The 13333-nt window shown below is 67.8% G+C and carries 12 protein-coding genes; 4 read left to right on the forward strand and 8 right to left on the reverse strand.

The window, feature by feature from the left end:
- Positions 1-5: 5 nt before the first annotated feature.
- From OG716_RS17245 to OG716_RS17260, 4 genes are all read right to left on the reverse strand, one after another.
- Positions 6-962 (reverse strand): ABC transporter permease, encoded by a 957-nt coding sequence (locus tag OG716_RS17245; protein WP_405138585.1) that lies wholly within the window; start codon positions 960-962, stop codon positions 6-8.
- Positions 959-1819 (reverse strand): ABC transporter ATP-binding protein, encoded by an 861-nt coding sequence (locus OG716_RS17250; protein ID WP_405138586.1) that lies wholly within the window; start codon positions 1817-1819, stop codon positions 959-961. Before OG716_RS17250 ends, OG716_RS17245 begins: the two co-directional genes overlap by 4 nt.
- Positions 1820-1889: 70 nt before the next feature.
- Positions 1890-3089 (reverse strand): amidohydrolase, encoded by a 1200-nt coding sequence (locus OG716_RS17255; protein ID WP_405138587.1) that lies wholly within the window; start codon positions 3087-3089, stop codon positions 1890-1892.
- A gap of 34 nt (positions 3090-3123) precedes the next feature.
- Complete coding sequence (locus tag OG716_RS17260; protein ID WP_405138588.1) at positions 3124-3873, reverse strand: sulfite exporter TauE/SafE family protein; 750 nt, start codon at positions 3871-3873, stop codon at positions 3124-3126.
- Between the two features lie 262 nt (positions 3874-4135).
- Between OG716_RS17260 and OG716_RS17265 the strand changes: the two genes are divergently transcribed.
- Together OG716_RS17265 and OG716_RS17270 are read left to right on the forward strand one after the other, a co-directional pair.
- Positions 4136-4780 (forward strand): GntR family transcriptional regulator, encoded by a 645-nt coding sequence (locus OG716_RS17265; RefSeq protein ID WP_405138589.1) that lies wholly within the window; start codon positions 4136-4138, stop codon positions 4778-4780.
- Positions 4781-4897: 117 nt separating this feature from the next.
- The gene (locus OG716_RS17270; protein WP_405138590.1) at positions 4898-6151 is read left to right on the forward strand and encodes an amidohydrolase family protein; all 1254 of its coding nucleotides are present in this window, start codon (positions 4898-4900) and stop codon (positions 6149-6151) included.
- Positions 6152-6689: 538 nt separating this feature from the next.
- Here OG716_RS17270 and OG716_RS17275 read toward each other — a convergent pair.
- Entirely contained in the window at positions 6690-7904 is a 1215-nt protein-coding gene (locus tag OG716_RS17275) for an amidase family protein (RefSeq protein WP_405138591.1), read from the reverse strand.
- Positions 7904-9046 (reverse strand): acetamidase/formamidase family protein, encoded by a 1143-nt coding sequence (locus OG716_RS17280; RefSeq protein WP_405138592.1) that lies wholly within the window; start codon positions 9044-9046, stop codon positions 7904-7906. The genes OG716_RS17275 and OG716_RS17280 overlap by 1 nt, the downstream gene beginning before the upstream one ends.
- 156 nt (positions 9047-9202) lie before the next feature.
- Here OG716_RS17280 and OG716_RS17285 point away from each other — a divergent pair, with 156 nt between their 5' ends.
- Positions 9203-9961: a FadR/GntR family transcriptional regulator gene (locus OG716_RS17285; RefSeq protein ID WP_405138593.1), complete on the forward strand. Its 759-nt coding sequence runs from the start codon at positions 9203-9205 to the stop codon at positions 9959-9961.
- A gap of 165 nt (positions 9962-10126) precedes the next feature.
- Here the strand turns inward: OG716_RS17285 and OG716_RS17290 are convergent, their stop codons facing one another.
- The gene (locus OG716_RS17290) at positions 10127-11101 is read right to left on the reverse strand and encodes a GlxA family transcriptional regulator (RefSeq protein ID WP_405138594.1); all 975 of its coding nucleotides are present in this window, start codon (positions 11099-11101) and stop codon (positions 10127-10129) included.
- A gap of 28 nt (positions 11102-11129) precedes the next feature.
- On the opposite strand from OG716_RS17290, the gene OG716_RS17295 reads away from it, so the two are divergent.
- Complete coding sequence (locus OG716_RS17295) at positions 11130-12140, forward strand: NADP-dependent oxidoreductase (RefSeq protein ID WP_405138595.1); 1011 nt, start codon at positions 11130-11132, stop codon at positions 12138-12140.
- An 85-nt stretch (positions 12141-12225) separates the two neighbouring features.
- Here OG716_RS17295 and ruvB read toward each other — a convergent pair whose 3' ends face one another.
- Complete coding sequence (gene ruvB, locus OG716_RS17300; RefSeq protein WP_405138596.1) at positions 12226-13329, reverse strand: Holliday junction branch migration DNA helicase RuvB; 1104 nt, start codon at positions 13327-13329, stop codon at positions 12226-12228.
- Between the last annotated feature and the right edge of the window lie 4 nt (positions 13330-13333).

Consider the following 13333-nt stretch of genomic DNA (forward strand, 5'->3'; position numbering starts at 1 on the left):
GGAAATCAGGCGCGCTTACCGTGGGCGCGATCGACGCGTGCGGCGAGAAAGTCGAAGGCCCAGAACAGGATCAGGCCGACGAGGGAGGACAGCAGCAGAGCGGTGAGCAGTTCTTCGGTGGCCAGGCGCTGCCGGTAGACATCGATCATGCGGCCGATGCCGGGATCACCCTGGCGGAAGAAGAAGTCGGCGACGATGGAGCCGATGATGGCCATACCGGCGGAGATCTTGAAGCCGGTGATCATGGCCGGAAGTGCCGCGGGCAGTTGCAGTTTCAGCAGCCGCTGCCACCGGTTCGCGCCGTGCAGGGTGAACAGGTCGTGTTCGGCGGGCTGCACCGACTTCAGGCCGAACAGGGTATTGGTGATGACCGGGAACAGCGACACCATGACGCAGACGATGACGCGGCTGCCGAATTCGTAGCCGAACCAGAAGCCGAAGAGCGGAACCACCGCCAGCACCGGAATCGTCTGCAAGATCACCGCATACGGGTAGAGGGAGTACTCGGCCCAGCGGGCCTGGCTCATGAGCACCGCGAAGGCGACGCCGAGCACAATGGCGATGGCGAGGCCGGTGAGCGCGATCTGCACGGTGGCGCCCAGCGCCGTGAGGATCTCGGTGCGGGTCGCGGCATTCAGCAGGCCTTTGGACAACACCGATTCCGGCGGGGGCAGCAGGAATCGGGAGTCCGCGGCGAGCACGAAGTGGCTGACCACGGTCCAGGCGGAGATGACGAGGACGAAGACGGTCACCGGGGCGATGATGCGAATGGGGGCGATCGCGAAGGGCCATCGCAGTTTTCGGTGATCGCCCGGGTCCGGAGTGCGCAGTCCCGCGTCGGCGACAGGCTCGGGAGCTGCGGTCGCGCCGCTCAGGGGCGCGGCCTCGGTGGAGTTGTCGCCCGCCATGACCGCGGCGACAAGCGTTGCGGCGGTGGCGGAGCGGGCGGTGGCGGCGGTCATGCGGCCCTCCCGGTCGGTGTGATGTCGGTGCGTTCGGCGTCGTGCAGCGCCGCCGAGACGGTGGCGGCGATGGCCCCGAATTCGGGGGTGTAGCGCAGTTCCGGGGTGCGCGGGAAGTCCAGGGGCACCGGGATGTCCGCGGCGACCCGGCCGGGGCGACCGGTCAGCACCACGACCCGGGTGGACATGAACACCGCCTCGGCCACGGAGTGGGTGACGAACACGCCGGTGAAACCCGAACGGCGGTACAGGCCGCTCACCTCTTCGTTCAGTCGCTGCCGGGTGATCTCGTCGAGGGCGCCGAAGGGTTCGTCGAAGAGGAACAGCTCCGGTGCCACGGTGAGTGCGCGGGCGATCGAGGTGCGCATGCGCATACCGCCGGAAAGCTGTGCGGGCTTGTGGTTCTCGAAGCCCGACAAGCCCACCCGCTCGATGGCGTCCCGGGCCGCGGCGCGGCGGGTGGCCTTGTCCACGCCCGAGAGTTCGGCGGGGAGTTCGACATTGCGCAGTACCGAGCGCCACGGCAGCAGGGTCGCCTCCTGGAAGACGTATCCCAGCTTGCTGGTGGCCGCCGCGACGGCGCCCGCGGTGGGCTTGTCGAATCCGGCGGCCAGGCGCAGCAGGGTCGATTTACCGCAGCCGGAGGGTCCGACCAGGGAGACGAATTCGCCTGGGCGAATGTCGATATCGATGCCGTCGAGCGCGTGCGTGCCGTTCTCGAAGACCAGCGAGACGTTCTGGAACGCCAGCGCCGGGGCGGTGGCGGCCGGGCGGATGTATACGTTGCCGTCATCGGCGGCATCCGTCGCACCGGCCCGGCCCGGACCGGTAATGGCTTGTGAAGCGGTGGTGCTCATGCTTCACAGTTCTATCGGTGGCTCATTGCCGTTCGCGGTCTACATGATTACGCCACTGTTTCGTATACGATCAGTTCTCGACGAGAACGCCATGGCGCGCCACCACCCGGCCACGCTTGAGCACCAGCGTGCGCGGCGCCACGGAAACCACAGCGGCGGCCGGTGTTTCGGCGCTGACGGTGAAGAGGTCGGCGGCCGCTCCCGCGGTCAATCCGTAGTCGGTGAGACCGAGAACCTGTGCGCCACCGTAGGTTCCGGCGGCGAGCGCCAGTTCGATCTCCGGATCGGAGACCAGGCGGTCACGGAAGGCCACCGTCATAATGCGGCGCAGCATGTCGCCGTCGCCGTACGGGGTCCACAGATCGCGAATGCCGTCATTGCCGAGCGCCAGGGTCGCGCCCACCTCGTGCAGCAGCCGGACCGGTACCACCGGGGCGTCCCCGACCGCGCAGGTGACCATCGAAACTCCGGCCTCGGCAAGGCTTTCCGCAATGCGCCGCTGCTCGCCCGGCGCCAGCTCCCCCATGGCGTAGGCATGACTGATGGTGACGCGACCGGACAGCCCGGTGGCCCGGGTGCGCTCGATGATCAGGTCGTACTGCCAGGCGCCCAGCGCGGCGCGGTCGTGCAGATGGATATCGATGCGCGCGCCGTACTTCTCGGCGAGGCCGAAGATCAGATCGAGCTGGCCGTTGGCATTGCGGTCGTATCCGGCCGGGTCCAGGCCGCCGATCACCTCGACGCCGTCGGCCAGGGCGGCCTCCAGGAGTTTGTCGGTGCCGGGGCGGGTCAGCAGGCCACCCTGGGGGAAGGCGACCAGCTGGACGTCCACTCGATCCGAATACCGCGCGGCCGCGGCGCGCACGGCGTCCACCCCGCGCAATCCGACCTCCGGGTCGATATCGATATGACTGCGCACGTGGGCGGTGCCACCGGAGATCATGGCTCCCAGCAGATTCGCCGCGTAATCGGCACTGGGCAGGCCGAGTTCATCGCGGCGGCCTTCCCCGTTCGCGATGCGGCCCTGCAGGGTCAGGCCACCGCTGTTGGGCACCCAGGGGCCGCCGTACATGGTCTTGTCGAGATGGCAGTGGGAGTCGACCAGGCCGGGCAGGACCAGCGCGCCCGCCAGATCGATGCTCTCCGTGGCGGTTCCGGTGAGGTTCGGGCCGATCGCGGTGATTCGGCCGCCGCTGATCGCGATATCGGCGGTTTCCAGGGGCCGGCCGGGGGTCCAGGGGCGGCCGCCGCGGAGCAGTAGGTCGTGCATCGGTGTGTACCTCTTTCGAAGGGGTGGGAATGCCTCAGGCCAGCAGCATGGCGGTGCCCGCGCCGACGCCGAAGACGATGACGAGGGCGCGGAAGGCGCCCGGCCGCAGGCGGTCCGCGAGTTTCGCGCCCGCCACGCCGCCGAGCAGGCAGGCGGGTGCGAGCACCAGCACGGACAGCCAGTGCACGGGGCCGAACAGTGCGACGGCGATCATGGCGGTGGTCGACACCGTCAGGGTGAGCAGGCTTTTCAGGCCGTTCAGCTGTGTGATCGAGGCGTCGATGCCGAGAGCCAGCGCCGTCAGCAGGACGATGCCCATACCGCCGTTGAAGTACGCGCCGTAGACGCCGCCGAGGAATACCCCGGCGAACAGCAGCAGCTGGGAATCGCCGTCGCCCCGGCGCGCGGACAGCAGTTTGGACATGAACGGCTGCGCCGCGACCAGGGCGGTGGCCGCGAGAATCAGATACGGAACCAGCGCGGCGAAGACCTTGGGCGGGGCCGCCAGCAGTGCGATGACCCCGCCGCCGGCGCCGACGGCACCGGTCAGTATCAGTCGCGGGACCAGTGCACGGTGTTCGTCGAGCCGTTTGCGCAGTGCCGCCGCGCCGCCCAGGTAACCCGGCCAGACCGAGACCGAATTGGTGACGGTGGCCGCGACCGGCGGCAGGCCGGTGGCCAGCAGTGCGGGAAATGAGAGCAGGCTGCCGCCGCCGGCGATGGCATTGCAGACGCCCGCACCGAAACCGGCGAGGAGCAGTAGAACCAGCTGCGCGGGATCCATGAAATCCTTCCGGACAGATATGCAGCGCATCGTATACAAACTGCCTCATACCGGCGAGCCGAAAAATGCGGTGGGGCAATGCAGGTCACACAGTGTCGGCACAGCCCGCGGTCGCGCAGGCGGGCAACCGCTTTCATGCAGTACATTGGCGGCAATCGATCCGGCGCCAGCACGATGGATCGTATGCAAATGCCCGTTTCCCGTTTCGTCTGTGAGGCCGCAGTGCCGTTTGTGAGGCCATAGTGATGCTTGTGAAGCCACAGTGAGCAGCACCGTCCGGCGCATGACGCCGCAGCAGCTGTGCCGCGCGATTCGCGACGACATCATCAGTGGGGTGTTCGCCCCGGGCCAGCGCCTCACCGAGGAGTCGCTCGCCGAGAGCTACGGTGTCTCGCGAGTGCCGGTGCGGGAAGCGTTGCGCACCCTGGAGGCAGAGGGTTTCGCCTCGTCACGGCCCTATGCCGGAGTCTTCGTCGCGGAATTGACCGAGGAGGAGGCGGCGGATCTGCTGGAGATCCGCGCCCGCCTGGAACCGCTGTGCGCCTCGCGCGCGGCCGTGCGCCGCACGCCCGAACAGCTCGGGCGGCTCAAGGAACTCACGATGCTGGGTCAGGATGCCGTGCACGCCGGTCGCCTGGAAGAGCTGACCCGCCTCAACAGCCGCTTCCACGAGGTGCTCGCCGAGGCGTCCGGCAGCACCCTGCTCGAACAGCTGATCACCCAGCTGAGCTGGAAGATCGCCTGGGTCTACGCCGTCGAGCTGCCGCGCCGGGCCAGCGACTCCTGGCATGAGCACGAGGAGATCTGCGCCGCGCTGGAGGCCGGGGATCCGGACCGCGCCGCGCAGGTGGTCGCCGACCATATCGCGCATGCGGCGTACGCCTATCGGCTGCGCCAGCTGCCCTAGCCCGCCGGAAGTCCTTGCCGGGCAAGGCGGCTCGTAACCTCAGCGCAGCAATTCTCGCCCTCGAACGAAACACGCCGGTCGTATACAAACGGTGACACTTTCGTTCAGGAGGCACCCATGGCGGATCTTGTGCTGCGTAATGCCCGCATCGACGATGACATCGATCCGGTGGATATCGTCATTGCCGGCGGTCGCATCACCGATATCGGCCGCAGCTTGCCCGAGCAGGGCCGTGACGAAATCGAGTGCGCCGGGCGCGTGGTCATTCCCGGGCTCGTCGAATCCCATGTGCACCTGGACAAGGCGCTGCTGGACGCCGAAAAGCCGAACCCCGACGGCACGCTGGCCGGAGCCATCGCGGTCACCGCCGAACTCAAGCGCGGGTTCACCGTCGACTCCATTCGCGATCGCGCCCGACGTATTATGGATATGGCAATCACCCACGGCACCACAGTGATTCGCGCGCATCCCGATGTCGATCCGATTGTCGGGCTGCGCGGTGTGCAGGCACTGCTCGAACTGCGCGAGGAATACCGCGACCGCATCGACCTGCAGATCGTGGCGTTTCCGCAGGAGGGCATCCTGCAAGCCCCCGGCACCCTCGCTCTGCTCCGCGAGAGCCTCCGCCGCGGCGCCGATGTCATCGGCGGCTGCGCCTACAGCGAACCCACGGTCGCCGAATGCCGCCGCCACATCGACCTGGTCTTCGACCTCGCCGCCGAATTCGATGTCCCCGTGGACATCCACGCCGATTTCGCCGACGATGCCACCGATCCGCGCTTCGCCATGGCCGACTACATCGCCGACGTCACCGACCGCACCGGCATGTCCGGCCGAGTAACGCTGGGCCACATGACCTCCCTGTCCGGCCAAGACCCCTCCCGCCGTGGCCATACCCTCACCCGCCTGGCCGCCGCCGGTGTCGCGGTGGTCCCCCTCCCCGCCACCGATATGCACCTCGGCGGCCGCACCGACACCACCAATATCCGCCGCGGCATCGCCCCCCTCCGCGAACTCTGGGCAGCAGGCGTCACCACCGCCTACTCCTCCAACAACATTCGCAATGCCTTCACCCCCTACGGCAATGCCGACCTCCTCGACATCGGCCTGTTCCTCGCCCAGACCTGCCACCTCTCCGGCCCCGCAGACCTGACCCGAGTCCTCGCCATGGCCACCACCGAGGCCGCCCGCGTCATCGGCATCGCCCACGACTACGGCCTACGCCCCGGCGCCCCAGCCGACCTGATTGTGCTCTCCACCCACCGCGTAGCCGACGCCCTATTGGACCGCCCCGACCGCAACTACGTGCTCAAGGCAGGCCGAATAGTCGCCCGCACCAGCCGCATTCAGGACGGGATATTCACGCATTAGCCACACCCGAGCCTGCGGGCACGCCTTCGCCTACGGCAGTCGGAAGCACTACCACACCGCCCGCTACGGGCAGTTCGGCAAGTCTCATCCACGGCGTGCGGCAATGTGCCCGTCCGGGCGGACGGAGAGCGAGGTGGTCTCGGGGAGGCCGCACTCCCGCCGAAGTTGTTCGGGCAGTTGATTCCCGAGTGGTGCGCAGGGCCGGAACCGACCAGCTCGAGGGTGGAACGGCCGTCCGGCAGCCAGGCATGCGGCAGCCGGGCGCCGATCGACGCCGAGGGATGGTAGCCGGTGAGCTTCAGCGGGGCTGCCGGATCACCGTAATCAGTGGTGAGCAGCAAAACGTCCATCACGCCAACCCAGCCCGCGCCGAGAGGGCTCTGGTGGTGGACAACTGCGGGGTGGGTCGCCACCATGAGAGCCCACTCGGCGTCAGAGGCAGGGGTGCGCGCGTGGATGGGGGGCGGTTGAGATGCGTGGGGCTGGCGGGATTTCGGACGATGTCGAGGACTGGCGGATCTCAGTCGGCGTTGATTGGTCAGTGTGGTTGAGGGAGGTGGGATAACGCGATGAGGTGGGCCTGGCGGATGAGGGTGTGGTCGGTGTTGGGGGCGCCTAGGAGGCAGAGGCCTACGGGGAGGGCGTCGATCGGGTGGGTGGGGAGGGTGACTGCGGGGAGGCCTGCGAGGGAGGCCAGGCAGGTCAGATGGAGGGTGCGGGTGCGGCCCGCCTCCAAGGTGATGGCGGGGGCCGTGCGCGGGGGTGGGAGGGTTGCGGTGGTGGGGAGTAGGAGGGTTCGGCCGGTCAAGGCGGTTCGGAGGTGGGCGGCTGCGGCGGCTACCACTGCGCGGGCGCGGTCGGCGGCGGGGTCGGAGATGGTGGCGGCGTAGGCGAAGCGTTGGGCCACTTCGGGTTCCAGGGCGCCCGGATGGGCGGTGATCCAGGGGCCGTGGGTGGTCCAGGCTTCGTGTGCCTGGACGGTGCGGAAGGCGGTGAACCAGGCGTCGAGGTCGGCGTCGAGATCCAGTTCGGCGGCGCCCAGGGCGTTGGCGGCGGAGAGTGCGCGGCTCGCGAGGTCGCCGTCGGCGACCACGCACAGCGCCGGATCGACGACAAGCTGCGGAGGATCCGTGACGAGGCGCGCGGGATCGGCGACGAGGCGCTGCGAGGTCGAGTTGGGGTTCGGCAGCAGGCAATCAGCCACAGCAGCAAGTGTTTCCGGGTCACGAGCCATCCAGCCGACGGTGTCGAAGGAAGGGGCCAGTGGGAGGAGACCCTCGGTGGAGATGCGGCCGTGGGTGGTGCGAATTCCCCAGAGACCCTGATAGGCGGCAGGGACTCGGATGGAGCCCGCGGTGTCGGTGCCGAGGCCGAGGGTGACCGCGCCGCGGGCCACGGCGACGGCGGAACCGCTGGAGGAACCACCCGGAATGCGTTCGGGGGCTGCCGGATTCACCGGCATGCCGTACCGTCCGTTGGATCCGGTGATGCTGTAGGCGAATTCGTCGGTGTGCGCAATCCCGGTGAGGTCGGCGCCGGCAGCCAGCAGCTGCGAAACCGCGGCGGCGTGATCGGGCTGCGGTTCGCCGAGATAATCGGGTACGCCTGCGCCGAGCGCGAATCCGGCTACGGCGTAGAGGTCCTTCACCGCTACGCCGTGACCGGACAGCGGGCCCGGTGCGGTGGCCGCTACCAGGGGCGCGCCCAGTACGCGCCAGACACCGTCACCACTCCCCCGTGGGTCCGCTTCCACTACGCACGCCCCAGAATGCGGCGCGCCAGGTCGGTGGTGGCATGGTGCGCGAAGTCGGCCACCCGGATCTCGCCGTGCACACCACGCACCTGGTCCACGGCCTGCGAGATATTGAAATCCGTTGCGGCACTGAGGTAGAGGTAGGCCTGCTGCGGGTCGGCGTCGAACAGCGACACCACCATTTCGACGGCATTGCGGACACAGACCTCGAGCGCTCGGTTCAGATCGGGATCCAGGCCGGTGGGGATGACAAACCCGTGGGCGGCCGCGAACGGGCCGATGGAACGGCCGAGGCCGGCCGTCACCTCGGCGGCCGGAACCAGATCGACGGTGAGGCGGGCGCGCAGCGGCGCTTCCAGCGCGGTGAGCGCCACCTCGCCATTGCCCTGCGCGAAATGCGGGTCGCCGATATAGAACAGCGCGTCCTCGACCTGCACGGGCAGGAACAACGTCGCACCCGGCGTGAGGCGCCGGATATCGATATTGCCGCCGTGCTGACCGGGCGGCACCGAGGAGATATGCGAATCGGTATCGGTGGCCACACCGATGAGCCCCAGGAACGGATTGATCGGGAACTCCGCCCGATGGGGCCGGTCGGGGTGCATCGGCATGCCACCGAACCACTCTCCGTCGCGCGATGCCACGCTGCAGAACTGACCGTAGTCACCGTCGAAGCCGAGACGGCGCGCGAGAACACCGCGATTGTGCCGGGTGGACACGACGCCGTAGGGCGCGCGCATGGCCAGGTCGTCGATGCGAATGGCGAGCAGGTCTCCGGGCTGCGCACCGGTCACAGCGATCGGACCGGTGACGATATGCGGCCCGGCGAGGGAGTCACGCTTGCGGGCGGCGGCGACTTCGACCGTGTCGGTGAGGATATGACCGGCGTCGACGCCGTGCTTGCCGAAGTAGGCGACCGGGTCCGAACCCTGATCCTCGAGAATGCCCTCATGGCTGATGGTGTCGATGACCACCGTCTGCCCGGGGTCGACGGTGGCGATGGGCTTGTCGCCGATACAGGGGACGCGCCCCCACAACACCTTCGGCGGCTCGGCGGGGATGTAGCGGTCCGCACTGCCGATCCCCTCACCCTGCTGCAGCACCGGAAACGCGGGAACGAACTCCTGCACGATCGACGTCACGCCCATACCTTCCATACCCGACCGCAATTGGTCGGACCATCCGATATGCCGACCATAAGATAGGCGAACGACCGAGGGCGTACTTCGAAACCTAACGTAACCAACGGTTTACAGGCGCGAAATGGCAAGCATACGAACGGATTTAGAGTTGAGACGGTGACCACTTCGATACCACCGCTGAGCCGCCGCTCCCGCAGTGTGAGCGCGGAGGTCGCGGCGCACCTGGAGGGCCTGATCATCAGCGGTGAGCTGTGCGCTGGCGATAAACTCCCGTCCGAACGCGAACTCGCCGCCAGTATGAACATCTCCCGATCGTCCCTCCGGCAGGCCATGTTCGAACTGGAATCGAAAAAGCTCATCGAGCGCCGCCAGGGACGCGGCAGCACCGTCACCGAGATGGCGCGCGGGGCAGCGCAATTGGCAGGCAGTCTCGCCGAGGCCGATATCGAACTCGGCTACGCCAGCGAGCTCCGGGATCTCGTCGAACCACGCATCGCCCATTTGGCGGCACTGCGCGCCGTGGAATCGAATCTGCTCTCGCTGGAGACCGTGCTCGGGCAGAGCCACGAAACCCTCTCCGCCACCGAATCACTGCGTCTGGATATCGAATTCCACACCCTGCTGGCGCACGCCGCACAGAACCCGCTCCTGGTCACCCTGTGCACCATGACCACCGACTGGACCCGTCGCACCCGAGCCCTCTCGCACCGCACCAAACTCGGCCGCCGCATCTCACTGCGCGGCCACCACCTCATCTACGACGCCGTCGCCCGCCGCGACGGGATGGCCGCCGCCGCAGCCATGGAGCTGCATCTGCGCGAGGTACGCGACCTCAGCATCCCCCCCGGCCCGGCGATAAGCGCTACAGCGCCGGGCTCATTCGCAGCCGCGGCCAGTCGGCGCGGCTACGAATGAGGCGGAATCGCCCAACTCGCACCATGGGCAACCCGTTTCCGAAACCTGGCACATCAGTGCATGGGGGGCATGGGCACAGCAGCTCCTGGTATCAGCGGTAAATGAAAGCCGCAGCTTCGATGTGAGTCAATGAGCACGGAAGACGGTGACAATGACTGCGGGAACTCAGGATTCGGTGAGGGCGACGGCGCGGAAGGTGCGGCGGTAGGCGAGTGGGGCTACGCCGATGGCCTCGTGCAGGTGCTGGCGCAGGGAGGTTCCGGTGGCGAAACCTACTTCGGCGGCAATGCGATCCACGGGTAGCTCGGTGGTTTCGAGGAGTTCGCGGGCGCGGAATACGCGCTGTTGGATGAGCCAGCGGCCGGGGCTCATGCCGACCTCGTCGCGGAAGCGGCGGGCGAAGGTGCGGCCGCTCATGCGTGCGTGGCCCGCGAGATCGGCCATGGTGAGCGGTTCTTGCAGGTTCTCCAGCGCCCACTGGCGGGCAGAGGCGGTGCCCGGGGAGGCGAGCGGGGGCATGGGTTGTTCGATGAACTGGGCTTGACCGCCCTCCCGCCAGGGCGGCACCACGCAGCGGCGGGCGACCATATTGGCGACCTCGCTGCCGTGATCGCGGCGAATGATGTGCAGGCACAGGTCCACTCCGGCGGAGGCGCCCGCGGAGGTGAGGACATTGCCGTCGTCGACATACAGGACGTTCGGGTCCACGCGGACACGCGGGAACCGGCGCTGGAAGTCGGCGCTGAAGTTCCAGTGTGTGGTCGCGGGGCGATCGTCGAGCAGGCCGGCAGCGGCCACCACGATCGCGCCGGTGCAGATGGAAACGATCCGGGCCTGCGGTGGAATTCGGGCGAGAGCATCCGAAACCTGCTGTGACAAGCCGTCTTTCAGAATCGACAGCACATCACACGGCGGTATGACCACGGTGTCGGCAGTCTCCAGAATGCTCGTGTCATGGGCGACGGCAATATCGAAATCGGAATTGCTGCGCACCGGCCGGCCGTCGACCGAACAGGTCAGCACCTCATAGCGCCCGTCGGCGGTGCCGAACACCCGATAGGGGATGCCTAGCTCGAACGGATACACCCCATCCAAGGCCAGCACAGCCACTCGGCGTGGCTCGATTGCCGATATCTGCATGGCGCGATCCTATCGAATAATGGCGATCGTGCCATTTTCCGGGGAGGCCGACAGCGGCAAGCTGGGTGATATGAGCGAGAACAGCACCAGCATTCCCGAGACCATGCGCGCCATCAGCCAGGATGTTCTGGGCGGACCGGAGGTGCTGCACGAGGTACGACGCCCGGTCCCGCAGCCCGGACCCAGTGAAATCCTGGTGCGGGTGCACGCCACCGCGCTCAATCCCACCGACTGGGGTCACCGCCGCCGGACCGGGCTGTTCCTTCCGGAACCGCCGTTTGTGCTCGGCTGGGACGTCTCCGGCGAGGTGGTGGCGATCGGGGTCGGCGTCACCCTGTTCCAGCCGGGCGACGAAGTCTTCGGCATGCTCCCCTATCCGCACGGACACGGTGCCGCCGCCGAATACGTCACCGGACCCACCCGCGCATTCGCCCGGAAACCCGCTGGGCTCAGCCACATCGAGGCCGCCGCCATCCCGCTGGCCGCGCTCACCGCCTGGCAGGCGCTGGTGGATACCGCCGATCTGCAAGCGGGACAGCGTGTCCTGATCCACGCGGCCGCCGGCGGCGTCGGTCACTTCGCCGTGCAGATCGCCAAAGCTCGCGGCGCGTACGTGATCGGGACCGCCAGTTCCGCCAATCATGACTTCCTGCGCAGTCTCGGTGCGGACGAGGTGGTCGACTATCGCACCACCGATGTGGCAGAGGCCGTTCGGAATGTCGATGTCATTCTCGATCCGATCGATGCCGATCACGCCATCGCATCGCTGAAGTCCCTGAACCCCAATGGAATCCTGGTGTCCATTCGCGCTCTCGGCGCCGATGCGCTGATCGCGGCAGCCCAGCAGCGCGGAGTACGCACTGCCGTGCTGCTGGTCGAAGCCGACCACGCCGGCATGACCGCCCTGGCGGATCTCGCCACTTCGGGCGCCCTGCGCCCCACGATCGCCGGTGTCTTCCCGCTCGCCGATGCCGCCAAGGCACACGCCCTCGGCGAAACCGGGCGCACCGCAGGCAAACTCGTCCTCACCGTCGACTGAGTTCGCGTTGGGCAGTTGATCACCAGGAACTGGTGGCGCCATCGGCCGAGAACAGGCCGCCACCATTTCCTGGTGATCATGAAAGCTACGCGGAGTCGAACAGGCCCGGATGGGATTCGCGGGCGCGGACTTCGATGGAACCGAAGACCAGGTCCGGGGGTGGCACCAGACCCAGGTGTTCCCACGCCGCGGCCGTGGCGACGCGACCACGCGGGGTGCGAGCGAGCAAACCCGCACGGACGAGGAAGGGTTCGCAGACCTCCTCAACAGTGGCGGACTCCTCCCCCACCGCGACGGCCAGGGTCGAGACGCCTACCGGGCCGCCATTGAAGCTGCGAATGAGAGCGGTGAGCACAGCGCGGTCGAGGCGGTCGAGACCGAGCACGTCCACGTCGTACACCGCGAGTGCGGCCTGCGCGAGCTGCCGGGTCACGATGCCGTCGAACTTCACCTCGGCGTAGTCGCGGACGCGGCGCAGCAGGCGGTTGGCAATGCGCGGCGTGCCACGGGAGCGGCCGGCGATCTCGGCCGCGGCATCCGCCTCCAGCTGCACGCCGAGAATGCGCGCCGACCGGACCAGAATCTGTTGCAGCTCTGCGGGTTCGTAGAAATCCATATGGCCGGTGAAGCCGAAGCGGTCGCGCAGCGGGCCGGTCAGCGCGCCGGAGCGGGTGGTCGCACCGACCAGGGTGAAGGGTGCGATATCCAGGGGAATCGAGGTGGCGCCCGGACCCTTGCCGACCACCACATCGACCCGGAAATCCTCCATGGCCAGGTACAGCATTTCCTCGGCGGGCCGGGCAATGCGGTGGATCTCGTCGATGAACAGCACATCGCCCTCGACTAGATTGCTGAGCATGGCGGCCAGATCACCGGCGCGCTCGAGCGCGGGGCCGGAGGTCAGGCGCAGTGCGGAACCGAGTTCGCCCGCGATGATCATGGCCATACTCGTCTTGCCGAGTCCGGGCGGACCGGACAGCAGCACGTGATCCGGGGTGCCGCCGCGCTGTTTCGCACCACGCAGCACCAGTGCCAGCTGTTCGCGCACCCGCGGCTGACCGATGAAATCATCCAGCGATTTCGGGCGCAGGCTGGCCTCGATCTCCCCATCGGAGGTGAGATAGCTTGCGCTGACCGCGGATTCGTCGGAATCGACCGAATCGGCGTCGAAGTCGGGTTCGTCGATCATGATC

It is taken from the genome of Nocardia sp. NBC_01388, assembly GCF_045040085.1.
GTDB lineage: Bacteria > Actinomycetota > Actinomycetes > Mycobacteriales > Mycobacteriaceae > Nocardia.

Excerpts from the sequence above, each read along its gene's own strand:
- OG716_RS17290 (WP_405138594.1), bottom strand. The coding sequence starts at position 11,101 with ATGCAGATATCGGCAATCGAGCCACGCCGAGTGGCTGTGCTGGCCTTG.
- OG716_RS17270 (WP_405138590.1), top strand. The coding sequence starts at position 4,898 with ATGGCGGATCTTGTGCTGCGTAATGCCCGCATCGACGATGACATCGAT.
- OG716_RS17250 (WP_405138586.1), bottom strand. The coding sequence starts at position 1,819 with ATGAGCACCACCGCTTCACAAGCCATTACCGGTCCGGGCCGGGCCGGT.
- OG716_RS17260 (WP_405138588.1), bottom strand. The coding sequence starts at position 3,873 with ATGGATCCCGCGCAGCTGGTTCTACTGCTCCTCGCCGGTTTCGGTGCG.
- ruvB (WP_405138596.1), bottom strand. The coding sequence starts at position 13,329 with ATGATCGACGAACCCGACTTCGACGCCGATTCGGTCGATTCCGACGAA.
- OG716_RS17245 (WP_405138585.1), bottom strand. The coding sequence starts at position 962 with ATGACCGCCGCCACCGCCCGCTCCGCCACCGCCGCAACGCTTGTCGCC.
- OG716_RS17255 (WP_405138587.1), bottom strand. The coding sequence starts at position 3,089 with ATGCACGACCTACTGCTCCGCGGCGGCCGCCCCTGGACCCCCGGCCGG.